Source organism: Methylobacterium aquaticum, from assembly GCF_001043915.1.
In the GTDB taxonomy this organism is placed as follows: domain Bacteria; phylum Pseudomonadota; class Alphaproteobacteria; order Rhizobiales; family Beijerinckiaceae; genus Methylobacterium; species Methylobacterium aquaticum.
The window spans coordinates 19,699-43,381 of the sequence record NZ_LABX01000137.1 but is presented as its reverse complement, the minus strand read 5'-3'; the positions used below and the strand labels follow the sequence as shown (position 1 = coordinate 43,381).

The 23,683-nt window shown below is 68.7% G+C and carries 20 protein-coding genes and 4 pseudogenes; 19 read left to right on the top strand and 5 right to left on the bottom strand.

What is annotated here, in order from left to right:
• Positions 1–252 (top strand): annotated as a pseudogene (locus tag VP06_RS35120) (IS5/IS1182 family transposase); the annotation flags it as partial.
• Positions 253–268: 16 nt separating this feature from the next.
• Here the strand turns inward: VP06_RS35120 and VP06_RS17845 are convergent.
• The 3 genes and pseudogenes from VP06_RS17845 to VP06_RS17835 all read right to left on the bottom strand — a co-directional run.
• Positions 269–565: pseudogene (locus VP06_RS17845) on the bottom strand (transposase); the annotation flags it as partial.
• Between the two features lie 107 nt (positions 566–672).
• A pseudogene (locus VP06_RS17840) lies at positions 673–1,365 on the bottom strand (IS630 family transposase); the annotation flags it as partial.
• Positions 1,366–1,388: 23 nt separating this feature from the next.
• The gene (locus VP06_RS17835; RefSeq protein WP_048465123.1) at positions 1,389–2,081 is read right to left on the bottom strand and encodes a GntR family transcriptional regulator; all 693 of its coding nucleotides are present in this window, start codon (positions 2,079–2,081) and stop codon (positions 1,389–1,391) included.
• Positions 2,082–2,508: 427 nt separating this feature from the next.
• Between VP06_RS17835 and VP06_RS17830 the strand changes: the two genes are divergently transcribed.
• The 13 genes and pseudogenes from VP06_RS17830 to VP06_RS17770 all read left to right on the top strand — a co-directional run bounded on the left by VP06_RS17830 (position 2,509) and on the right by VP06_RS17770 (position 16,642).
• Entirely contained in the window at positions 2,509–3,375 is an 867-nt protein-coding gene (locus VP06_RS17830; RefSeq protein ID WP_048465122.1) for an isocitrate lyase/PEP mutase family protein, read from the top strand.
• 12 nt (positions 3,376–3,387) lie between these two features.
• Positions 3,388–4,086 (top strand): isochorismatase family protein, encoded by a 699-nt coding sequence (locus VP06_RS17825; RefSeq protein WP_048465121.1) that lies wholly within the window; start codon positions 3,388–3,390, stop codon positions 4,084–4,086.
• A 93-nt stretch (positions 4,087–4,179) separates the two neighbouring features.
• Positions 4,180–5,343, top strand: coding sequence for an ABC transporter substrate-binding protein (locus VP06_RS17820; protein WP_048465120.1), 1,164 nt, complete (start codon positions 4,180–4,182; stop codon positions 5,341–5,343).
• A gap of 30 nt (positions 5,344–5,373) precedes the next feature.
• Positions 5,374–6,333, top strand: a complete 960-nt coding sequence (locus VP06_RS17815; RefSeq protein ID WP_048465119.1) for a branched-chain amino acid ABC transporter permease — start codon at positions 5,374–5,376, stop codon at positions 6,331–6,333.
• 17 nt (positions 6,334–6,350) lie between these two features.
• The gene (locus VP06_RS17810) at positions 6,351–7,265 is read left to right on the top strand and encodes a branched-chain amino acid ABC transporter permease (protein ID WP_048465118.1); all 915 of its coding nucleotides are present in this window, start codon (positions 6,351–6,353) and stop codon (positions 7,263–7,265) included.
• Entirely contained in the window at positions 7,265–8,023 is a 759-nt protein-coding gene (locus VP06_RS17805) for an ABC transporter ATP-binding protein (RefSeq protein WP_048436544.1), read from the top strand. Before VP06_RS17810 ends, VP06_RS17805 begins: the two co-directional genes overlap by 1 nt.
• Positions 8,024–8,027: 4 nt before the next feature.
• Positions 8,028–8,711 carry an ABC transporter ATP-binding protein gene (locus VP06_RS17800; RefSeq protein WP_048465117.1) on the top strand — a complete coding sequence of 228 codons (684 nt, stop codon included), beginning with the start codon at positions 8,028–8,030 and terminating at the stop codon, positions 8,709–8,711.
• Positions 8,712–8,714: 3 nt separating this feature from the next.
• Positions 8,715–10,136, top strand: coding sequence for an MmgE/PrpD family protein (locus VP06_RS17795; protein ID WP_053081894.1), 1,422 nt, complete (start codon positions 8,715–8,717; stop codon positions 10,134–10,136).
• Entirely contained in the window at positions 10,133–11,503 is a 1,371-nt protein-coding gene (locus VP06_RS17790; RefSeq protein ID WP_053081892.1) for an FAD-dependent oxidoreductase, read from the top strand. The genes VP06_RS17795 and VP06_RS17790 overlap by 4 nt, the downstream gene beginning before the upstream one ends.
• Positions 11,500–12,882 (top strand): MmgE/PrpD family protein, encoded by a 1,383-nt coding sequence (locus VP06_RS17785; protein ID WP_048465115.1) that lies wholly within the window; start codon positions 11,500–11,502, stop codon positions 12,880–12,882. The genes VP06_RS17790 and VP06_RS17785 overlap by 4 nt, the downstream gene beginning before the upstream one ends.
• Entirely contained in the window at positions 12,879–14,300 is a 1,422-nt protein-coding gene (locus tag VP06_RS17780; protein WP_048465114.1) for a dihydroorotase, read from the top strand. Before VP06_RS17785 ends, VP06_RS17780 begins: the two co-directional genes overlap by 4 nt.
• Before the next feature lie 123 nt (positions 14,301–14,423).
• Positions 14,424–15,607, top strand: a pseudogene (locus VP06_RS17775) (IS3 family transposase).
• A gap of 264 nt (positions 15,608–15,871) precedes the next feature.
• On the top strand, positions 15,872–16,642 hold the full coding sequence (locus tag VP06_RS17770) for an enoyl-CoA hydratase/isomerase family protein (RefSeq protein ID WP_048465113.1): 771 nt from the start codon (positions 15,872–15,874) through the stop codon (positions 16,640–16,642).
• Between the two features lie 18 nt (positions 16,643–16,660).
• Here the strand turns inward: VP06_RS17770 and VP06_RS17765 are convergent, their stop codons facing one another.
• Both VP06_RS17765 and VP06_RS17760 read right to left on the bottom strand, forming a co-directional pair.
• The gene (locus VP06_RS17765) at positions 16,661–17,326 is read right to left on the bottom strand and encodes a TetR/AcrR family transcriptional regulator (RefSeq protein WP_053081888.1); all 666 of its coding nucleotides are present in this window, start codon (positions 17,324–17,326) and stop codon (positions 16,661–16,663) included.
• Positions 17,327–17,397: 71 nt separating this feature from the next.
• Complete coding sequence (locus VP06_RS17760; protein WP_048465112.1) at positions 17,398–18,096, bottom strand: nitroreductase; 699 nt, start codon at positions 18,094–18,096, stop codon at positions 17,398–17,400.
• 131 nt (positions 18,097–18,227) lie between these two features.
• Here VP06_RS17760 and VP06_RS17755 point away from each other — a divergent pair, with 131 nt between their 5' ends.
• From VP06_RS17755 to VP06_RS17735, 5 genes are all read left to right on the top strand, one after another.
• Complete coding sequence (locus VP06_RS17755) at positions 18,228–19,781, top strand: class I adenylate-forming enzyme family protein (RefSeq protein ID WP_048465111.1); 1,554 nt, start codon at positions 18,228–18,230, stop codon at positions 19,779–19,781.
• A 61-nt stretch (positions 19,782–19,842) separates the two neighbouring features.
• Complete coding sequence (locus VP06_RS17750) at positions 19,843–20,799, top strand: NAD(P)H-dependent flavin oxidoreductase (RefSeq protein WP_245291220.1); 957 nt, start codon at positions 19,843–19,845, stop codon at positions 20,797–20,799.
• 4 nt (positions 20,800–20,803) lie between these two features.
• Positions 20,804–21,586, top strand: a complete 783-nt coding sequence (locus tag VP06_RS17745; protein WP_048465109.1) for an enoyl-CoA hydratase/isomerase family protein — start codon at positions 20,804–20,806, stop codon at positions 21,584–21,586.
• A 15-nt stretch (positions 21,587–21,601) separates the two neighbouring features.
• Entirely contained in the window at positions 21,602–22,852 is a 1,251-nt protein-coding gene (locus tag VP06_RS17740; RefSeq protein WP_048465108.1) for a thiolase family protein, read from the top strand.
• Entirely contained in the window at positions 22,849–23,622 is a 774-nt protein-coding gene (locus VP06_RS17735; protein ID WP_048465107.1) for an SDR family NAD(P)-dependent oxidoreductase, read from the top strand. The genes VP06_RS17740 and VP06_RS17735 overlap by 4 nt, the downstream gene beginning before the upstream one ends.
• Positions 23,623–23,683: the final 61 nt, after the last annotated feature.

Genomic DNA, 23,683 nt, shown 5'->3' with positions numbered 1-23,683 from the left:
TGGCGGGTACAAGAAACGGTTCATCGATGCCGTTCAATCCGGGTTGAAACGTGCGGTCGAGGTGGTTCTTCGACCAAAGGGGTCGAAGGGCTTTGTTCTCCTGCCGAAACGATGGCGGGTCGAGCAGAGCATTGGCGTTCTCACGGGCTCGCGCCGCCTCAAGGTCGACTATGAAACGTTGCTCCACGTCTCGGCCGGTACGATGCTTTTGCATCAATCGGGCGGATGCTCGCATCAATCACTATGAGTTAACTCTTTCCTAACGGACTCTGACGTAAGTCGCGTCGAGAGCGGTGGCTTCACCAGACCATCCGGCCCTGGCCAAGGTCTCCAGCATGCGGGTCCAGAAGCCGCGGCGCGACCACCTGTTGAAGCGGTTGTAGACGGTGGTGGACGGACCGTATTCGCTTGGACAATCCTTCCAGCGGCAGTTGCACTTGATGACGTGCAGGATGCCCGACACGATGGTGCGGTTGTCCTTGCGCCGAGCGCCGGGCTGGTTGGTGGGCATGAACGGCGCCATCGCCTGCCATTGCTCGTCCGACAGCCAGAACAGCTCTGCCATTGCCTCCTTCTGGGAAGCGCTTCAAATCACATTTCGTTCGTTATTGCAATACCTTGAATGGGTTTTGACCCTAGTATCCTGGCACTGAAGTTCGGCAATGAACCGGATCAGGCGTCCTCCAGCTGAGCGGTTCGAAGACAGAACCGCTTGACCGATGCGATGATCTGGTCGGCGGACTTGGTCCAGCGGAACGGCGTGGGATCGGCGTTGTGGGCCTCCAGGAAGGCTTGGATCGCCTGCTCCAGGTCCTCGACGCTGCGGTAGACGCCGCGCCGGATCTCGCGCTCGGTCACCAGGGCAAAGAAGCGTTCGACCTGGTTGAGCCACGAGGCGCTGGTGGGGGTGTGATGGACCTGCCAGCGTGGTCGGCGCGCCAGCCACTCGCGGACCTCGGGTGTGGTGTGAGTGGCGTAGTTGTCCATCACCAGATGCACGTCGAGATCGGCGGGCACGTTGGCCTCGATCGTGTCGAGGAAGGTGAGGAACTCGCTGGCGCGGTGGCGCGGTTGGCATTGCCCGATCACCTGCCCGGTGGCGATGTCGAGGGCGGCGAACAGGGACGTTGTGCCGTGGCGTTTGTCGTCGTGGGTGCGGCGCTCGATGTCGCCCGGCTGGAGCGGCACCACGGGCTGCGAGCGGTCGAGCGCCTGGATCTGGCTCTTCTCGTCGACGCACAGCACCACGGCGCGGGTCGGCGGATCGAGGTAGAGCCCGACAATGTCGCGGACCTTGCCGACGAAGTCGGGGTCGGTGGAGAGCTTGAAGCTCTTGGTGCAGTGCGGCTTGAGCCCGAAGGCGTGCCTCGTCGAACGTGCATAGGCTTTCATGCCGTCTTCGCGGTCGCGGAGTGAGTGGCGTCAATATCAGCCAGGGCGCTGAAACGGGCGCTGCGGATGTGCTTACGCATGGCGCTCTCCGCCCGATCCGGGTCACGAGATTGCAGGCCCGCAAGGATCTCCCGGTGCTCGGATAGGGCAGCTTGAGCCCGCCCGGGACGGGTGCTCGAGCGCAGGCGTTGAAGCCGCAGCTGGTAGTAGACCTCGTCGAGGAGAAGCTGTTCCAGGCGCGGGTTGCGCGCGCCGCGCACGATGGCGAAATGGAAATCCTCGTCGGTGCGACCCTGAACGTAGCTCCTGCCGGAGGCGACATCTGGTTGCTCGGCGTGCCGGTTGAGTAGGTCGGCGAGTTCGTCCTGCTCCCGCCCCGTCATGCGTTCGGCTGCGAGGCGTGCCGCCATACCCTCGAGCGCCTCGCGCACGAGGAAGAGTTGCTCAAGGGTATCGCGGTCGAATGCGACCACCCGCACGCCGATCCGCGGAGTGCGTACGACGAGCCGGCCTTCGAGCCTATGCAGGGCCTCGCGCAGCGGCCCTCGGCTGATCCCAAGCTGGCGTGCCAGCTTCGCCTCGGAGAGCCGCTCACCCGGCAAAAACTCGCCTGACGTGATTGCTTCCACGAGCTTCGCGAACGCCTCGTCGACGAGGGAGGTTGATAAGATCGGATAGAGATTGCTCATTCGGTCACCGAAATGCCAGGCCACGAACTCATGTTCTGTGCAGACTGTCAACCGGATGGGCAGCTTAGCTACGGAATGGGCGTCGGCGCGCCGGATTTGGCATCGCCCGAGCCTTGAACAGGCTGAGGGTCGCCGCAAGTGCTGACACGACGTCCGCTTTCCTCCGACCGAAATAGATAAGCAAGAGTCGGGCTCGCGCTACGAAAATTTTTCTCCTGGGCGCCTCCGCGGGGTGAAGCGGCGTCCTATGCACGCAGATTCGGCTATCGGGCAGCTCAAGCCATGAAACCGTCGATCACGCTGGCAAACTGTTGACAGTTTGCCGAACATGCGAAAACCTGTGGCATCGATCGGGCCGCCGCGCCCGAAACAGTGCGCTTGCGAGGGCGAGCTGCCCTCTCGATGCCATCAAGGACGACGCCAACCGATGCGAGCCACCCAGACCCTGAAATCGATCCTGACGCGCCGCGAGGCGGTGAGCGTACCCGGCGCCGCCAATGCGCTGTTCGCCCGCGTCATCGAGGATCTCGGCTACGAGGCGGTCTATGTGACGGGTGCCGGCGTCGCGAACATGCATCTCGGTGCCCCGGATATCGGGCTTACCACCGTCACCGAGGTGGCGAGCGCCGTCGCCGCGGTAGCGGACGCGGTGAACCTGCCGATCATCGTTGATGCCGACACTGGCTTTGGCAACGCTGTGAATATGGTCCGAACCGTGCGCCTGCTCGAGCGAGCGGGCGCCGCCGGCATCCAGATCGAGGATCAGGTCTTCCCGAAGAAGTGTGGCCACTTCACCGGCAAGGATGTCATCCCGGCCAGCGAGATGGTGCAAAAGGTCAAGGCTGCGGTCGATGCGCGGCGTGACGGCGACCTCCAGATCATCGCCCGCACCGATGCCCGGGCGATAGAAGACCTTGACCGGGCGATCGAGCGGGCGCGGGCCTACATCGAGGCGGGCGCCGACGCGACCTTCGTCGAGGCGCCGGTCTCGGCTGAGGAACTGGCGCGCATCGCCCGCGACCTGCCGGTGCCGCAGGTCGCCAACATCGTGTTCGGCGGGCGCACACCCGATCCGGGCCGGCAGGCGCTCGCCGGGATGGGTTTCTCGATCGTCCTCTACGCCAACGCTGCCCTGCAGGCGGCGCTCAAGGCGTCGTTCGACGTGCTCGGCGCACTCAAGCGCGACGGCTCGCTCGAGGCGGTGGCCGACCGGCTCGCGTCGTTCGAGGAGCGCCAGCGGGCCGTCGACAAGGATGCCTGGGACGCCCGCGAAGCCCGCTACCGGATCGCCTGAACGAGATCACCGATGAGCAGCGAACACCCGAACCCGAAACCCTGGGACGGCCTGATCTCCGAGGAGGAGCAGCGGGCCTACAACGCCGCCGGCTTCGGCCGAACCACCGGCCTGGGCAAGCGTCCGGCACTCCTCGTGATCGACGTGCAGTACCGCACGACCGGCACGGCGCCGATGCCGTTCTGGCAGGCGATCGAGGAATATCCCACGTCCTGCGGCGACGTCGCCTGGGCGGCGGTGGCGCAGATCGAGCGGCTGATCGGGCTGTTTCGCGAGCGCGGTTGGCCGGTCCTCTATCCCCTCGTCGCGCCGAAGGCCGGCTTCGATCAGGGCCGGCTGTCGGACAAGGTGCCGGCGATCATGAACGTCGCCGCCAAGGGCTACGAGTTCCCTGCCCAAGTCGCGCCGCGAGACGGAGACATCCTGCTGCCGAAGAAGCATCCGAGCGCCTTCTTCGGTACGCCGCTCGCAAGCTACCTCATCAACCTCCAGGCCGACAGCCTGGTGGTGACCGGCTGCTCGACCAGCGGCTGCGTGCGCGGCAGCGTCGTCGATGCCTTCGCGTACAATTTCCGGGTCATGGTTCCGCACAACGCAGTCTACGACCGCAGCGCCACCTCGCACGCGGTCAACCTCTTCGACATGGCGTCGAAATACGCCGACGTGATGTCGACCGACGAGGCCCTGGACGCTCTGCGCGCCCTCGCCTGAGCCGCCCCCGAGACGTGTCCCGGGCGCGCCTCGCGCCCTGGTCGAAAGCCCCGACGAACCTTGCCGATGAACCCTGCATTCAGAGTGGGACCGATGAGAGCGCGCGCAGCAGCATCCTTGAGCCGCCGGGCCCTGGTGGCCGGCACCCTGGCGGCGTCCCTCGGCGTTGCCGGGGCAGCGCACGCCGAGGAGCCGCTTCGCTTCGGCATGGCGATGCCGCTCTCGGGCGGGCAGGCGACCTACGGCCAGGACCAGGTCAAGGCTGCCGAATGGGCGGTGGCGGAGATCAACGCCAAGGGCGGCGTCGCAGGCCGCAAGCTCGAGATGATCGTCCTCGACACCCGGGCGGATCCGCAGGCCGGCATCCAGGCCGCCAACCGCCTGATCTCGGTCGACAAAGTTCCGGCCTTCGTCAGCGCCTGGTCGGCGGTGGTCAAGGCAATCGCTCCGGTGGCGAACGACACCCGCACGGTGCAGCTCTCGGTCGGTGCCAACTCGGCCGAGATCGCCCGGCTCGGCGACTACACCTACACGACCTTCCCGCTCGCTGCCGTCGACATCACGGCGGTGGCAAACTACGCGGCCAGGGAGATGGGCAAGAAGCGGGCGGCGGTCCTCTACATCAACAACGAGACCGGCACGGTCGCGGCGCAGATCTACCGCGACGTCTTCAGCAAGGCCGGCGGTCAGGTGGTCGCCTACGAGGCCTACGACCCGCGCGCCTCGGACTGGACTGGGCCGCTGCTCAAGGTCCGAGCGGCCCAGCCCGACATCGTTCACATCCAGGGCCTCGTCGCCGACACGCCGCAGGTCATCGCCCAGATGCGCCAGCTCGGCCTGACGATACCGGTCTCGTCCTACTCGGCGGTCTACAACCCGAAGCTGATCGAGCAGCTCGGTAAGGCGTCCGAGGGCGTCATCGCCACCTCGCTCGCCCCCGGGGCTGCCGACGACCCGGCGGTCGCCACCTATCTGGCGCGCTGGAAGAAAGAAGTCGGCCGCGAGCCGAACGGCCTGCCCTACACCCAGTACCTCTACGACGCGCCCTACCTCATTGCTGCCGTCTACTCCGGCATGATCGACAAGAAGATGCCGCTCACCGGCGAAAACTTCCGCAAGGAAATGCTGGCGATACGCACCTTCGACCTGCCGCTCACCGGCAAGCTGACGATCAACGACGATCACACGGTGAACAAGACCGTCTACCTGATGGAGGTGAAGAACGGCGCCTGGGTGAAGAAGGCGGTGGTCGAGTAGGGCGCAGTCAACGATGCGGGAAGCGACACCATGCTGACCTTCGACATCCTCGCGCAGGTGCTGTGGACGTCGCTCGCGACCTCCGCGCCGCTAGTGCTGTTTGCGGTCGCCTTCGCGCTGGTGCTGAAGGTCAACCGCATCTTCAACTTCGCCCAGGCCGGCGTGATGACGGTGGCGTTCTACGCCGCCCACTCCGCCGTCTCGATGGCGGGCTTGCCCGGCTGGGTCGGCTGCCCGCTCGCGCTCGCTGCCTCGGCGGGAGTGAGCGCGCTCCTCGAACGGGTCGGGTTCCGGCCGCTGCGGCGGCGGCGCGCGACGCCGATGTTCGTGTTCATCTTCACCCTGATCGTGTCCGAGCTGATCGCCTACCTGGCGATGCTCGTGTTCGGCACTTGGCCAACCACGGTGTTCCCGTCGCTGTTCTGGCCGGTGACGCTGGTCGGCAACGTGGCGATCAGCGCCTGGGACGGGCCGGCAATCGGGGCGATGCTCGTCTCGCTCGCGCTCCTCTTCACCTACCTTCGCCGCGCCCGGACCGGCCGGTTCATGATCGCGGTTGCCGACAACCCCGATCTCGCCGAGCTCTACGGCATCGAGAAGGACCGGGTTTACCTCGCCACCGTGGTGATCGCCGGCCTTCTCGTCGGCGTCGGCATGTCCCTCTACGGCGCCCGCGCCCAGGTCCAGCCGACGACCTCGATCGAGCTGATGCTGTTTGCCGTCGCGGCCACCATCATCGGCGGTATCGGCAACCTCTGGGGCGCGGCCCTGACCGCAGTGGCGCTCGGGGTCGTGCAGAACGCCAGCGTGCTGTTCATCCCGGCCGAGTGGCAGGGCTTCCTGCTCTACGTCTTCCTGTTCCTCGCCATCGTGTTCCTGCCGAACGGCATCCGCCTGCCGGAGCGCAAGCGCGGCCTCGCGCGCCGGGTCGCCAGTGTCGATCTCGGCGATCCCGCTCCCGATCCGGCGCCTGCCCGCAGAGAGGCGTAAGAAGAGAGGCGTAAGACATGGACTACCTGATCACCCTCGCGATCCTGATCGGGTTGAGCGTCGCGCTCGCCTCGAGCTTCAACCTGATCATCGGCTATGCCGGCCTGGTCTCGATCGCCCACCCGGTCTTCTATGCCATCGGCGCCTACGTCTCGGCGCTGCTCGCCCGCGAACTCGGCCTGCCGGTTCCGCTCGCCATGCTGTGCGGGGCACTCGCGGCGGCAGCGGCCTCCGCCGCAGTCGCGCTACCGTCCTTGCGGGTCTCGGGCGACTACCTGCTGATCGCCTCGATCGGCTTCCAGCTCGGGGTGCTCGAGGCCATCAAGAACATCTCCGTCACCGGCGGTGCGGGCGGACTCACCAACATCCCGGCCTTCCTGGTCCAGGACGGCGGCAAGGGCGCCTACGCGGCCCTGGTCATCGCCTTCGCGGCCCTCACGGTGTGGCTCAACTGGCGCATCGCCCACGGCCCCTATGGCCGGGCCCTCTCGGCGATGCGCGACGACGAGACCGCCTTCGCGGGCTTGGGCCGCAACGCGGTCGCCATGAAGGTCGCGGTCTTCGCTTTCGGCTCCGGCATCGCCGGCCTCGCGGGCGCCCTCTACGCCCATTACTTCCGCTTCGTCACGCCGGAGCAGTTCGAGATCCTGCAATCGGCGGCGCTCCTGACCATGGTGGTGGTTGGCGGAGTGCGGACGACCTGGGGCCCGGTCCTCGGCGCAGTGCTGCTCCAGGCGCTGCCGCAGGCCATCACCTTCGTCGACCTGCCGCCCGCCATCCTCGGGCCGCTCCAGGGCCTGCTGTTCACCGGCCTCGTCCTCGTCTTCATGGTCCTGCGGCCGCAGGGACTGATCGCGGCGGGCGAGGCCTGGCATCCGGCGAAGAAGTATTCCGCCGAGAAATATTCCGCCAAGACCCGGGGAGACGCGTGATGACCCCGGTCCTCGAGATCGCCGGCCTCGACAAGCGTTTCGGCGGCATCGTGGTCGCGGACGGCATCGACCTGACGCTCAATCCCGGCCGGGTGGTCGGGCTGATCGGGCCGAACGGCGCCGGCAAGACCTCGCTGTTCAATCTGATCTCCGGGGTGTTCCCCTCCGACGCCGGCACGATCCGGCTCGACGGGCAGCGCCTCGACGGGCTGGCGATGCACCGCCGGGCGTCCCTGGGCCTCGCCCGCACCTGGCAGAACCTGCGGCTGTTCCCGTCGCTGTCGGTGCTCGACAACCTGATGGTCGGGCCGCGCCGCTACCTCGGCGACCGCCTCCTGCGCCTCGCCCTCGACCCGGCCGGGGTCCGCGCGCAGGAGGCGGGAACGCGACGGCGGGCCGAGGAGGTGCTGGAGCGCACACGCCTCTCGGGCGTCGCCGCGACCCCGGCGGCCGACCTGACGTTCGGCCAGCAGAAGCTCGTCGGCGTCGCCCGTGCGCTGATGAACGACGCCCGCTGTCTGCTCCTCGACGAGCCGATGGCCGGCGTCGAGGGTCAGGCCTACGAGATCATGCAGCAGGTGGTGCGCGAGGTCGCCGAAGGGGGCGTCGCGGTCTGCGTCGTCGAGCACAACGTCGCGTTCATTCGCGACCTCTGCGACGAAGGCGTGTTCATGTTCGCCGGCAAGGTCCTGGCCCGCGGGCCGGTCGCCGACCTGATCGCCGATCCCCGTCTCACCGAACTGTATTTCGGGACCTGATCCGATGCTGGAGATCCGCTCGCTGTCGGCCGGCTACGGCACGCTCACCGCCCTCGACGCCGTCTCGGCTCGGCTCGAACCGGGCGGCCGGCTCGGCGTCTTCGGCCATAACGGCGCCGGCAAGACAACGCTGCTCCGCTGCGTCGTCGGCGCCCACGCCGCCCATGCCGGCGAGGTCGTCTTCGACGGCGAGCCGGTGCTGCCCGGCAACGTGCCGGCCACGATCCGGCGCGGCATCGCCTTCGTGCCGCAGGGCCACAACGTCTTCCCCAACCTGACCGTGGCGGACAACCTCGCCACCGCGGGTCTCCTGTTCGACGGCAAATTCGCTGGCGAGGTGCTGAAGATCTTTCCACTGCTCGAGGAGCGTCGCGGCCAGCGCGCCGGCTCGCTCTCGGGCGGCGAACAGCAGATGCTGGCGCTCGGCATGGCCCTGATGACGCAGCCGAAATGGCTGCTCCTCGACGAGCCGTCCACGGGCCTCGCGCCGGTGATCGTGCGCAACGTGATGAGCCAGCTCGCCAAGGTCAACGCGGCCTTCGGCACCGGCCTCATCATCGTCGAGCAGAACGTGCCGGCGACCCTGAAGGTCGTCGAGCACGGCCTGATCCTGAAGTCCGGCCGGACCGTGTTCTCGGGCGAGGCCGCAACGCTCGCGGCCAAGCCCGACCTCTGGGAGTGGTTCTAGACCATGGTACCCGATTCTGAGCTCGCCCTGCGGGCACGCAGCGCCGCTGCCGTGCAGGTGCTGATGACCTGGGCTGCCGCGTACTCCCACGAGACGGTGCCCGGGTCCGTCCGTGCCCGTGCCGCGCTTGTTCTTGCCGACGATCTCGGGGCGATGGTGGCCGCTGCCGGCGAGCCGCCGGTGGCGCGGATGCGCGCCGTGCTGGCGCGGTCCTCGGGCCGCCCCGAGGCGACGGTGTTCGCCCCCGGTAGCTCGCCCCTCGACCGGGCCTCGGCGGCAGCTGCCAACGGCCTGGCGGCGACATGGTGCGAACTCGACGAGGGCTACCGCGGCGCGCCCTGCCACGCCGGGGCCTACATCCTTCCCGCGCTGCTGGCCGAGGCCGAGGCCGAGGGTGCGAGCGTCGCGCGGGTACTGGCCGCACTGGCGCTGGCCTACGAGATCACCGTGCGCTGCGCCCGCGCCTTCCCGTTCGCCACCATGACGGTCCACCCGCACGCCGCCTTTGCGACGATCGGGGCGGCGGCCGGCATCGGGATCCTGCGCGGCTTCTCCGGCAAGCTCCTCCTCGACGCGGTGTCGGCTGCCGCCAGCATGACCTTCGCCGGCCCCTACGGCCACGCGATCGAGGGTGCGCTGGTGCGCAACGCCTGGACGTCGGCGGGCGCCTGGATCGGCCTGCGCGCCGCCGATGGGGCGGAGGCCGGGATCGCCGGCCTGCCCGAGACCTTCCACGACGTCTTCGTCGGCAGCCTCGGCACCGACTGCGTGCCCGAGGCGCTCGACGCCGGCCTCGGCACCGACTGGGCCATCGATGGAGGCTACCACAAGGTCTTCGCCTGCTGCCAGTACGCCCACGGAGCGATCGAGGCGTCCCTGTCGCTGCGTGAGCAGATTGCCGGCCGCGGCGGGGCGGTCGATCCGACGCCTGAGATCGACGAGATCCTGGTCGAGACCCATCCCCGCGGCCTTACGCTCACTACCGTCGAGCCGGCGACCGTGCTGGCGGCGAAGTTCTCGATGCCGCACGCGCTCGCCGCCGCCGCCATCACCGGGACGGGCGGGCAGGGGGCCTTCGACGAAGCCACGCTGCACGAGCCGCGGATCGCGAGCTTGCGCCGCCGGGTCCGGCTGGCGCCCCTGCCCGAGATCGGCCCGCCGCCGAACGACCGACCCTCGCGGGTAACCTGGCGCCTGCGCGACGGAACTGCCTTGAGCGCGCTCTGCGAGAGCGCCCGCGGCGGCGCCGATCAGCCCTTCGACACCGACACGATGCTGGCCAAGCTGGCCGAGACCAGCCGGGCGTACCCCCGGATGGCTGCCGTCCTCGAATGGATCGTGCGCGGGGCCGAGGGTGACGAGCGGGATTTGCAAAGACCCTGGCGGGATTGCGTGACCGAGATGACGGGCGGGGTGGGACGGTGAGCGACGAACTCGACATCCTGGTGATCGGCGCCGGAGCCTGCGGCCTCGCGGCGGCCATCGCCGCGCACGATGCCGGCGCGAGCGTGGCGGTGATCGAGAAGCAGGAACGGCCCGGCGGGAACTCCTCACTCTCGACCGGCTCGGTGCCGGCGGCGGGCAGTCGGTTCCAGCGCGAGGCGGGCATCGAGGACGAGCCGGCTCGCATGGTCGCGGACCTGATGGCGATTGCCGGCGGCGAGACCGACGATCGCGCCCTGGTCGAGCGCCTTGCGGGCGTCTCGGCCGAGACCGTGGAGTGGCTCGTCGACACGGTGGAGGCGAAGCTCACCCTCATCACCGCCTACAAGCATATCGGGCACTCGGTGCCCCGCCTGCACGCGCCGGTCTCGCGCCGTGGACAGGATCTCGTCGACGACCTCGTGGCGGCCGCTGAGCGGCGCGGCATCCCGATCGCAGTCGGCAACGGCGCCCGCGCGCTGATCGTCGAGGACGGAATCGTGTGCGGAGCCCTCGTCGAGGCTGCCGGCGAGACGGTCGAGATTCGAGCCGGCAAGACGATCCTCGCCCTCAACGGCTTTGCGGCAAACCCGGAGCTGGTCCGGCGCTTCTGCCCCGAGATCGCCGGGGCAGAGTACTTCGGGGCCCGCGGCTCGACCGGCGAGGCGGTTCTTTGGGGCGAGCAGCTCGGGGCGGCGCTCGCCAACATGGCGGCCTACCAGGGCTACGCTGCCGTCGCCTATCCGCAGGGCAGCCTCCTGTCCTGGACCACGGTGGAAAAGGGCGGAATCATCGTCGGCGATGATGGACGCCGGTTCGGGGACGAGAGCCTCGGCTATTCCGGTTATGCCCGGGAGGTTCTGGCCCGGGGCGGGCGCGCCTACGCGGTGTTCGACCAAAAAATCTTTGACGTCGCCGCCGCCGAGGAAGAGTTCATGGAGCTCTGGACCTACGGCGGCCTCAAGCGCGGCGACACGGCCGAGGAGATCGCTCAGCCCTTCGGCCTCGATCCGCGAGGGCTCGCCGATGAGATCGCTCAGCGCAACGCAGCTGCGGCCGGAACCGCGCCCGACCCGCACGGACGGCGGGACTTCGGCCTTGGAGCCCTGACACCACCCTACTATCTCGGCCGCGTCGTGCCTGGGCTATTCCATACCCAGGGCGGGCTGCGGGTCGATGCCGACGCGCGCGTGCTGCGGCAGGACGGAGCTCCGGTACCGAACCTCTTCGCCGGTGGTGGTGCAGCGGCCGGGATCAGCGGTCGAGCCGGGGCGCTCGGCTACGCCTCGGGCAACGGCCTCCTGTCGGCGATCGCGCTCGGGCGCCTCGCGGCGCTCGCTGCCGCGCACGAACTCGGGAGTACGTCGTGACGCTCGCTCGCGACCTTGCCCGGCGCGTCCGGGCGCTCTCCCGCGGCAGCCTGCCGCCGGAGGTGGCGGCCATGGCGCGCCTCCACCTCCTCGACGCGATCGGGGTCGGCCTCGCCTCCGCGGGCTCAGAGGCCGGTGCACCCTACCGGCGCTACGCTGCGGGGCTCGGGCCGGGAAGTGCCAGCCTGATCGGAATTCCCGGCCGTGTCGCGCCGGCAGCGGCGGCGCTCGTCAACGGCGGGCTGATGCACGGGCTCGAGTTCGACGACACCCATACCGGCTCGATCGTCCACGGCTCGGCAGTGCTCGCGCCGGCGGCTCTCGCCGCCGCTGAGGCCGCAGGAGTGTCTGGATCGGCGTTGACCACGGCCTATGCCGTCGGCTGGGAGGTGCTGGTCCGCATCGGCCTCGCCGCGCCCGGAGCCTTCCAGGCCAGGGGCTTCCAGGTCACCTCGGTCGGCGGCGCCCTGGTGGCAGCTCTCGTCGCGGCGGACCTTGCCGGCCTCACCGAGGACGAGACGGTGGCGGCCATGGGGATCGGCCTCAGCGGCGCATCCGGCGTGTTCGAATTCCTCACCAACGGCGCCTCGGTCAAGTCACTGCATCCCGGCCTCGCCGCCCAAGCCGGGCTGAATGCCGCCGACCTGGCGCGGGCCGGTCTCACCGGGCCGGAGACCGCGTTTGAGGGACGCTGCGGACTGTTTTCGGCCTTCGCCGGCGACGCGCGCTTCGCCGAGGTCTTCTCGTCGTCCCTCGAAGGGCTCGGCACGGAGTGGCACCTGCCGCGGGCGGCGTTCAAGTTTCATCCCTGCTGCCACTACCTGCACCCCTTCATCGAGGCGGCCGGGCTCTTAGCGGATCGGGGCGTAACCGCCGACGACGTCACCGCGCTGACCTGCCGGGTGCCTGCGGGTGCAGCGCCGATCATCTGCGAGCCCTGGGACGCCAAGCAGGCTACCGCCAGCGGGCACGCTGCACGTTGGAGCCTGCCGGTTACGGTAGCGGCCCGCCTCGTCGAAGGCCGGGTCGACCTCGCGACCTTCGAGGCACCGGCGAGCGAGCCAGTTCTGGCGCTCGCCCGCCGCATTGCCTGGGAGCCGCTCGCGGACGCCCGCTTTCCGGACGTCTTCGAGGCCGAAATCATCGCCGAGACGAGTGATGGCCTCCGGCACGAGATCCGGGTTGATGACGTCTACGGCAATGCCGGACGACCTGCCGGCGACGACGCGGTGCGGGGGAAGTTCCGCAGCAACGCCGCCCGCATCCTCGCGCCGGAAGGAACTGCGTCCCTGGAAGCTGCCATCGACGCGCTCGCCCAGGTCCCGCGTCTCGACGCTCTTACCCTGGCCTTGTCCAACTCCGTTCGGAGCGACGCATGAGCACGGAATACGACCTCCTCATCCGCGGCGGCGACGCCGTTCTTCCCGGGCGCGGGCGCACGCCATGCGACATCGCCGTCCGTGACGGCCGCATCGCTGCGATCCTCGCGCCCGGCGCACCGGCCTCGGCAGCGACCACGCTCGACGCGCGCGGCCTCGTCGTCCTGCCCGGTGCCATCGACGTTCACCTCCATCTCGGCCACGGCCGCGACATCGCGCGGCCGCGCGTGCCGGCGGATGCCGCCCAGGAGAGCGCGGCGGCGGTCGTCGGTGGGATCACCTGCTTCATCCCCTACCTGATGACGAGCGATCCCTTCGCGAGCGTGCTGCCTGAGGTGATCGGGGTGACCGAGGCCGGATCACGGATCGATTTCGGCTATCACCCGATCATCTCGACCGAGGCGCAGCTCGCCGAGGTCGAGGCGTGCGCCCGGGACCATGGGGCGCCGACCTTCAAGATCTTCATGAACAACCGCGGCGGGGAAGGGGCCCGCCTCGGCCTGCCGGACATCGACGACGGCTTCCTCCTGCGCCTGTGCGAGGCGGCGGCGCGGGCCGGCGGCATGGTCTGCCCGCACCCCGAGACGATCGAGCTCGCCTGGGTCACCCGCGAGCGCGCCAAGGCCGCAGACCCGGACGGCACCGGGGGCCTCGCCACCTGGAACGCCAGCCGGCCGCCCTTCGTCGAGGCCGACGCGGTGCAGCGCGCGGGCTTCATCGCCCGCACGGCCGGTGCGCCGCTCTACGTGGTTCACACCTCCTCGGCGGAGGCCCTCGCGGCGGGCTTGCGCCAGCGCGAGGCGGGCGCGCAGATCTTCCTTGAAACCTGCCCGCACTACCTGACCCACGATGTCGATTGGGATGGGGGCGAGACCGGGGAAAGCGATACGGCCAAGATTAACCCACCCTTGCGCGAGGCCGCCGACCGTGAGGCCCTATGGGCCGGCATCCTGTCGGGCGCCATCGACACCGTGGCGACTGACCACGTCCATCGCGGCCTCGACGCCAAGGCCGGCGGCATCTGGTCCGCCTCGCCGGGCTGCCCCGGCCTCGAGACCCTGCTGCCGGTGCTGCTCACCGAGGGCTATCACGCCCGTGGCCTCGACCTCGCTCGGGTGGTCGACCTGGTCTCCACCCGTCCGGCGCAGATCATGGGGCTTGCCCATCGCAAGGGCGCGATCGCGCCGGGCCTCGATGCCGATTTCGCGATCATCGACCTCGACGGCGACTGGACCCTTACCCTTGGGGACGTCCGCTCAAGCGCCGGTTACTCGATCTACGAGGGCCGGCGATTTCGGGGACGTGTGCTCCACACCGTCGTGCGCGGTCGGATGGTGCTGCGAGACCGTACCCTTCAGGACGACTCCATCGGCACTGGCCGCTACGTTCCACGGCGGCTTTCTGCCGCTTCTGCCTGAAAGACGATCATACCAGCTGATCTGCAGAGAGCTCGGCAGCTCGAGACAGGGATGAGTGGACTGATCCTCCCCCGGTTTGACGGACACCCCCGATACACTCGTTGCGGGTGGGGAAGGTGTCGGATGGCGAAGACGAGACGGAAGTTCACCCCCGAGTTCAAACGCGACGCGGTCGCCTTGCTGGAGAGCAGTGGCCGGTCGCAGATGCAGATCGCGGCCGACCTCGGGATCCAACCCTCCATGTTGCGGCAGTGGCGCGCGGCGCTGAGCGAGGTCTGGCCTCGACAGCGGTCGGCAGGATCGGCGGGGACCTCGCTGGTGAGCCCCATTGCATCTCCGGGCGACCAAGTCGCCGAGATCGCCCGCCTGCGGCGTGAACTCGACCGGACGCGCGTGGAGCGCGACGTGCTAAAAAAGCGATCGGCATCTTCGCGGAGATGCCCAAGTGATGTTCGCCTTCATCGAGCAGCATGCACGCATTTGGCCGGTGCGTCTCATGTGCCGCGTGCTCGAAGTGTCCTCCAGCGGCGACTACGCAGGGCGATCACGCCCGGAGAGCGCCCGGTCGGCGTGCAAGCGCCAGTTCCTGAAGGATGTCCGGCGTGTGTATGCCGGGCATCACAAGACGCTACGGCGCGCCGCCGTGCATGCTGCCCTACGAGCCGAGGGCCACACGGTGAGCCGCGGGCGGGTGGAGCGCCTGATGCCCCGTTACGGCATCACGGCCCTGGCAAGGCGTCGGCTCCGGCCTTGCACGATCGACAGTCGTCACGACCTGCCAGTCGCCGCGAACCTTCTGAAGCAGGATTTCTCGGCCGCGAAGCCCAACACAATCTGGCTGGCCCGACATCACCTACCTGCCGACTGGAGAAGGCTGGCTCTACCTGGCCGCTGTTCCCGATCTTGCTACGCGCAAGATCGTCGGTTGGGCGATGCGCGATCACATGCGGGCCGAGCTAACCTTGGCTGCTCTGATGATGGCAACCCAGCGACAGCGGCCAGCCGCTGGGCTCATCTGTCACCCGGACCGCGGCAGCCAGTACGCGGCTGAGGCCTGCCGACAGCAGCTCGCCGGCATGGGGGCGAGGCGACCCATGAGCCTGACGGGCTGCTGTTACGACAACGCCCCGATGGAGAGCTTCTTCCACACCCTCAAGGTGGAGCTCGTCCACCAGCGACGGTGGGGGACCCGCGATGAAGCGCGGCGCGACCTATTCGCTTACATCGAGGGCGACTACAATCGGCAACGTTTCCATTCGGCTCTCGGCTACGTCACACCCGAGCAAGCCGAGCGGAACGCGAGCTAAGAGCACCTATCAGAACCGCATTCTCTGCTGCAAGTTCAATCGCTTAGCGGGTGCCGAGGCGGGTTTTGGTGAAGGCTCTAAAACCTGTGTCCGCGAAATCGGGGGAGGATCATCCCAACCGCCGCCTCGACGAGTTGCTGCCCTGGGCCTAAGCCAGCACGCAAGACCTCGAAGCCGTGGCCTGAAGACTCCGTTTACCTTCGAACTGTCGCTATGATCTGACGGACGCAGACCAACCGGGTTGCAATAAGCGAGGTCTCCGGCGTGACACCCACACAAAGCGAACGGCTCGACGCCGGCGTCCTCCGCATCTCGCTCAATCGGCCTGAAGCGCGCAACGCGATCACCCCGGCAATGCGGGACGAACTCCTGGCGGGCCTCGACGCAGCGGCCGCCGACAAGGATGTGCGAGCGGTCATCCTGACGGGGAATGGTCCACACTTCTCGGCCGGAGGCGACATCGCGTTCCTCCAAGGGCTGGATCGGGCAGGTGCCCTTGCATTTCACCGCGACACGCTCGTGCTGGTGAGGAAACTGGCGTCGTTCCCGAAGCCGCTCGTCGCCGCCGTGCGGGGCGCCTGCGCCGGGGGCAGCGTCGGCTTCGCCTTGTGCGCCGACGTCCTAATATGCTCGCGCACGGCGTTCTTCGGCGTTCAATTCATGCGTATCGGCCTGACGCCCGACATGGGCACGGCCTTTCTGCTGCGGCAGCGGCTCGGCCGCCGCGCCTACCGACTGATCCTCGACGACCGGCTGGTGCGTGCTGAGGAAGCCGGGGATCTCGGGCTGTGCGATGCGCTGGTGGACGACGACGTGCTGGACGCGGAAAGCGTGGCGCTTGCAGCCCGGCTCGGGGCCCTCGCACCGCGCGCCTTCCGCCAAACCAAGTGGCTCACTCGCCAGCTCGAAGGCGAGTTCGACCGGTATCTCGACGACGAAATGACCGCTGCGGCGGCGTGCCTGGGCGGCGAGGAATTCGTCGAAGGGACGCGAGCGTTCCTCGAGAAGCGGCCGCCCCTGTTCCGGCCGGCCTGATCGGGACGCGGACCCGCCTCAGGCAGCAGGCGCACGTGCGGAAGAGCCGGGCAGGCGAGCGGCTTTCCCGGCACGCGCCGCGGCAACCGTGAGGCCGGACATGAGCAGGTCCGTCATCTGCTCGGCCACCTCGTTGCCCGTGAGGCGTCCGCCCGGCACGTACCACCGCGGCAGCCAGTTGATGGCGCCCATGAAGGTGAACACGGCCAGCTTGGGGTCAACCGGGCGGATGGAGCCGTCCGCGATCCCGTCCTCGATGATGGCAACGAAGGCGGCCTCGAATGCATTTCGGCGCCGGGCTGCCTCGGCGCGGTCCTCCGGCCGCAGCGCGTCCACCTCCATCAGCGCGCCGCACGCCCCCAGTTCGCCAGTCAGTAGCTCGATGTAGTGCGCCAGGATGGCGCGCAGCACCTCCGCCCCTGTGCCTCCCTGGGCGCGACCGAAGGCGAACGCCCGATCCGACAGGTCGTAGGCGAGCTGGTGGAAGGCGAACAGGATTTCCTGCTTGTCCCGCACGTAATTGTAGAGCGTGCCTTTGGATATGCCGAGCGCGCGGGCCACGTCGTCGAGCGAGGTGTTGTGGTAGCCCTTGCGGCCGAACGCTTGGCCGGCCTCGCGCAGCACGGCTTCCCGCTTGAGCCGCTGGATCTCCTCGTTCGTGTTCAGGTTGTTCCAACGGCTCAAGCGCAGGCTCCGGGATGAGTGCGCGGACCTACCACGGTCCGGCTCGCCCGTCATCGTCCCGGCTCGCCGCATCAGCCTCCATGGAATACGGCGAAGCTGTCCACCGTTTCGCGGTGCGTCTTCAGCGTGTTCTCGACGGCGTCCCCGTCGGCGTAGCCGAGAGACATGCCGCAGACCACCACCTGCTCCGGCGGGATGCCGAGCTGCCGCGTGATGACCCGGTGATAGGTCGCGAACGCCGCCTGCGGGCAGGTGTCGAGCCCACGCGCCTTGGCCGCCAGCATGACGTTCTGCATGAACATGCCGTAGTCCAGCATGCTACCCTTGGCCATCACGCGATCGATGACGAAGATCAGGCCGACCGGCGCATCGAAGAACTCGTAGTTGCGGCGAATCTGGGCGTGCATGCGCGTTGCGTCACCCTTGGCGATGCCGAGCAGCCCGTAGAGGTCCCATCCGAGCTTGCGGCGGCGCTCCTGGTAAGGGGATAGCCACTGGTCGGGGTAGGACGTGAACTCCGCGACGTGCGGGTCGCCAGGGTCCGGGCGATCGAACGCCGCGACGATCGCGTCAGATAGCCCCTTCAGCGCCGGACCGGTCAGCACGTGGACCTTCCAGGGCTGCGTGTTGACGCCGGAGGGAGCGCGGGCGGCCACCTCTAGGATCTCGCGGACGAGCGCCGTCGGCACGGAGCGCTTCAGGAAGGCGCGGACGGAGCGTCGGGCTCTGATGACCCCGTCGATAGCGCGAATGGTTCCACTGTCTTCCATGCCTTCCTCCCTCGAGACCCTCACGGTCGTCCGACCATAGAGTCAATTCGATTGACTCGAAAGTCATATTGCCTATCATCCGTGAAAAGCGAGGTGCCGCAGGCGCCGCATGCGGAACAGGGAGAGGGGTCATGCTCGTCATCGAACAATTCGAAAGGGCAGCCCGGCGCTTTCCTGAACGGGCGTTCGTCGTTGACGAGAGGCAGACCCTGAGCCACCGCGAGATGGCGGCCCGTGTGGAGAAGGTCGCCAATGCCCTGGTTCGCGCCGGTGCCGGCGCCGGGCTCCATGTCGGTCTTCTCACGCCCAACCACCCGCTCGGGCTCGTCGCGCAGTACGGCATCATCAAAGCCGGCTGCGTGTGGGTTCCTTTCAACTACCGCAACACGGTCGCGGACACCGTGCGTCAGGCCATCTCGCTGGATGTGCGCTGGGTCTTCTACCATTCCAGCCTGTGCGCCCATGTCGAAGCGATGCGCGAGGGCATGCCGGATCTCCTGGGCGCCATTCCCATCGACGCTCCCGACGGCGCCGGGCCAGCCATGATGGAGTGGGCAGCTGGGTTCGCCCCCGGCGCTCCCTTGCCGGATCGCAGGATGGATGACCCGGTCTCCATCCTGTCCACCGGCGGCACGACCGGGGTGCCCAAAGGTGCCGTGCACACCAACCGCACATACGAGATGAACACCGCCGGCTACTGGGCGGCGTTCGACTTCACGGCTCCACCTGTGCACCTGGTCGTCGCCCCGCTCACTCATGCGGCGGGCGTCATCCACTGGGCCCTGTCCGGCTTGGGCGCCACCACCGTGCTCAGCCCGTCCGCGGACCCGGACGTTGTGCTGGGGCTGATTGAGCGTCACCGGGTGACGTTCCTGTTCCTGCCGCCCACGATCATCTACATGCTGCTGGCCCACCCGCGGCTCCACGCCTACGACTGCTCCACCCTCAAGCACTTCGCTTTCGGCGCCGCGCCCATGTCGGCGGAAAAGCTGCGCGAGGCGATCAATCGGTTCGGCCCGATCCTCTGCCACCTGTACGGCTCGACCGAGACGCTGGTGATGAACACCGTTCTGCGCCCGGACGAACTGGCGGACGTTCTCGTCACGCCCGCCCATGCCGGGCGCATCGCGTCGTGCGGAAGGGAAGGACCGTTCGCGCGCGTGGAGATCATCGACGAGGAGGGCACGGTACTGCCGCCGGGCGAGCGGGGCGAGATCGCCATCCGCGGCGGGTTCGTCATGGCCGGCTACTACAACGAGCCGGAGAAGACCGTGGCCACGCGCATCAACGGCTTCCACCGCATGGGCGACATCGGCGTCAAGGACGCGGACGGCTTCCTCTACATCGTTGATCGCAAGAGCGATATGATCATCACGGGCGGCTTCAACGTCTTCCCGACCGAGATCGAGCAGGTGGTCCTGGCCCACCCGGCCGTACGGGATTGCGTGGTGGTCGGCGTCCCGCACCCCAAGTGGGGCGAGGCCGTGCTGGCCGCCGTGGAGCTGAAGCCCGGCTGCACACTGGACGCGGACGAGCTGATCGCCTGCTGCAAGGCAGAACTGGGTAGCGTGAAGGCGCCCAAGCTCGTCGAGGTGGTGGACGAGCTGCCGCGCAGCACTGTTGGCAAGGTGCTGCGCCGGGCCGTCCGCGCCCGGTACTGGGAGGGACACGCAACCGCCCCCTGATCATCCTCCGCGCCACCCGAGCGACCGTGCAACGGAGTCCTGACCCATGATCCCAGCTTCCTTGGCCGGCCGCCTGCGCCTCCCGGCTATCGCCTCGCCCTTGTTCCTCGTGTCCGGGCCGGACCTGGTGGTGGAAACCTGCCGCGCCGGCATGGTCGGCACCTTCCCCAGCTTCAACCAGCGCACGCCCGAGGGCTACGAGGCCTGGTTGAAGGACATACGCGGCCGGCTGGGCGGCGGTGCGGCGCCCGGTGCAGCGCCCTGGGCGGCGCAGTTCGCCATTCATCGCACCAACCGCCGCCAGGACGCCGACATGGCCCTCACGGTGCAGTACCAGGTGCCGATCCTGATCACCGCGCTGGGCATCACGCGCGAGGTGGTGGATGCGGTCCATGCCTATGGCGGTCTCGTGTTCCACGACGCGATCAACATGCGGCACGCCAAACGCGCGCTGGAGGCGGGCGTGGACGGCATCATCGCCGTGTGCGCCGGAGCGGGCGGACATGCCGGGTTATACAATCCCTTCGCCTTCATCGGCGAGCTGCGGCCGCTGCTGGGCGACAAGGCGCTGATCCTGTCGGGCTGCATGATCGACGGCGCAGCGATCGCCGGCGCCATCGCGGCCGGGGCGGACCTCGCCTATGTCGGCACCCGCTTCGTCAACACGACCGAGAGCCTGGCCTCGGCGCGCATGAAGCAGATGGTGATCGCCTCGAACATCGATGACATCGAGTACTCGGCCGAGGTGGACGGGGTGGGTGCCAACTGGCTGCGGCAGACCATGCCGACGACCAACCTGCGCGACGGTGCGGCGGTCGGCACCATGGACGTGACCAGGGTTCTGGGCGAGGGGGCCAAGCGCTGGCGCGACATCCTCAGCGCCGGGCAGGGCGTCGGCGCGACCCGGGATACGGTGCCTGCGGCAGAGCTGGTGGCGCGGCTGGAACGGGAATTCCATGCGGCGGCGGGGCGGCTCGGCCGCATCGCGTCCGGCGCCGTCCGGCGGGAGGCGGCGTAGAGCCATGGATGCCCTTCTGGACCGGCGCGGCCCGGCCGCCTGGATCACCCTCAACCGCCCGCGCGAGTTGAACGCGATCGGCCCCGCGATGCTGGACCGGCTTCATGCCATCCTCGACGAGGTGGAGGCCGACCCGTCCGTGCGCTGCCTCGTCGTCACCGGGTGCGGTCGCGCCTTCTGCGCGGGTGCCGACCTCGCCTTCGTCCACGCCATGCCGATGGCCGAGCGGGACGCGGCGACGATGGCGTTCCTGCGCCGGGCCAGCGCCACCATGTCGCGCATCGAGGCGTGCCCCAAACCGGTCGTCGCGGCGGTCAACGGAGTGACGGTCGCGGGCGGGTTGGAGCTCGTGCTGTGCTGCGATGTGGTTCTGGCGGCCGAGACCGCCCGCATCGGCGACGGGCACGCGAAATACGGCCTGCTGCCCGGCGCCGGCGCCTCCGCCCGCCTTCCCCGGCGGATCGGTGTGTCGCGGGCCAACTGGCTGTTCTTCACCGGGGCGTTGCTGCCCGCAGCGGAGCTGGTCGCGGCAGGGCTGGTGAACAAAGTGGTGCCCGATGCCGAACTGCCCGCCGCTGCCGAACTCGTCGCCGCCGAGATCGCCGCGCGCAGCCCGCTCGGCCTGCGCCGGATGAAGGAACTGTCCCGGGCCAGCCTGGACGGGACGCTGGAGGAGGCGCTGGAGCGGGAGCTTGCCGTCAACGCCGGCTACGCCGCGAGCTTCGACCGGAACGAAGGCCTCGCCGCGTTCGCAGAACGCCGGGAACCGGCATTTCAGGGACGATGAATCAGAGGACACCGCATGGCAGAGGAAATCTTCATCATCGGCGCCGGCATGACCGCGTTCGGCAAGATGCTGGACCGCTCGGTCAAGTCGCTGGTGAACGAGGCCGTGACCGCCGCCCTCCGGGACGCGGGTGCCACGGTCGGCGACATCGAGCTGGCGCTCTTCTCCAACACCACCCAGGCGATCATGGAAGGCCAGCACGCCGTGGCCGGGCAGGTAGCACTGCGCGCGATGGGGTTCTCGGGCCTGCCGATCATCAACGTCGAGAACGCCTGCGCCAGCGCCAGTACGGCCCTCTACCAGGCCGTCGCCAGCCTGCGCGCCGGCATGTCGGAGGTGGCGCTCGCGGTGGGCGTCGAGAAGATGCACGACGCGGACAAGACCAAGTCCTCGGCCATCTTCGAGGGCGCATGGGACGTGCATGACACGCAATCCGTGCTGGCCAACCTGTCCGGCATCGGCGCGGGCGTGTCCCCGCCGGAGGGCATCGGGCCCGGCGTCCACTCGCCCTTCATGCAGCTGTACGCCTCCATGGCACGGGGCCACATGAAGGCGTTCGGCACCACGCAGCGACAGATCGCGGCGGTGTCGGCGAAGAACCACCATCACTCGACCATGAACCCTCTCTCGCAGTTCCGGAAGGAATTCTCTGTCGAGGAGGTGCTCGCCAGCCCGGTGATCGCGTGGCCGCTGACGTTGCCGATGTGCTCGCCCATCAGCGACGGCGCTGCCGCGGCGGTCCTCTGCACCAAGGCGGCCCTGTCCCGCTTCCCGGACGCGGCCCCCGTCAAGCTGCTGGCGAGCGTGCTGACCAGCGGCAGCGACCGGGCCTGGAATGCGTTTGATCGCCACCTGTGCCGGGTGGCGGCATTGAAGGCATACGAACAGGCCGGGGTCGGGCCCGGCGACATGTCCGTCGCCGAGGTCCACGACGCCTCCGCCTTTGCGGAGATCGTGCAGGTGGAGAACCTGGGCCTGTGCGAGATCGGCGCGGGCGGCTGGATAGCCGAACGCGGCGAAACCAGCCTGGGCGGGCGCATTCCGGTTAACCCGTCGGGCGGGCTGGAGTCGAAGGGCCACCCAATCGGGGCCACCGGGCTGGGCCAGGTGTTCGAGCTGGTGCAGCAGCTCCGCGGCCGGGCGGGACCGCGCCAAGTGGAGGGCGCGCGGCTGGCGGTTGCGGAGAACGGCGGCGGCTTCCACGGCGTGGAGGAGGCGGCAGCCGTGGTCACCATTCTCGCCCGGCACGATGGAGCTCGCGCATGAACCTCAACGGCAAGGTTGCAGTCGTCAGCGGAGCGGCCTCGGGCCTTGGTCTCGCGACTTGCCGGGCCCTGGCGGAGGCCGGTGCGCGCATCGGCGCGCTGGACCGCGATGCGGAGCGGCTGCGGCACCTGGACGAGGCGCTCAAGGGCAGCGTCGTGACCATGACGGCGGACGTGACGGAGGCGGCGAGCGTTCAAGCCGGGATCGATGCGACGCTCGCGGCGTTCGGTTCCGTTCATGTGGTCGTCAGCTGCGCCGGCGTGGGCGACGCGGCCAAGACCGTGTCGCGCGGCACACCGTTCCCGTTGGCGGTGTGGGACAAGGTGATCGCGATCAACCTGACAGGCACGTTCAACCTCATACGCCTGGCTGCCGTCGCCATGGCGGCCAACGCCCCCGACGGAGTGACCGGTGAGCGTGGGGTGATCGTCAATACCGCGTCCGGCGCGGCGACACAGGGGCAGATCGGTCAGGCCGCCTACAGCGCCAGCAAGGCTGGCATCGTCGGCCTGACGCTGCCGGTGGCCCGCGACCTGGCGGAGTACGGCATCCGGGTCGTTACGATTGCCCCTGGCTTGTTTGAGACGCCGCTGGTCGCGGGCCTGCCGCCGCCGGTGGCACAAGGCATCATCGAACGCAATCTCGCGTTTCCCCAGCGAATGGGGCACGCAGCGGAGTTCGCGATGCTGGTGCGGCACGTCGTCGAGAACACGTACTTCAACGCGACCACGATCAGCCTCGACGCCGGGGCCAGGATGTCGGCTCGATAAGGCTGGGTGAAAAATCGGCGTGTGGCAAACCCGTATGAGCCGCCGTTCACGGGGCTTAGCC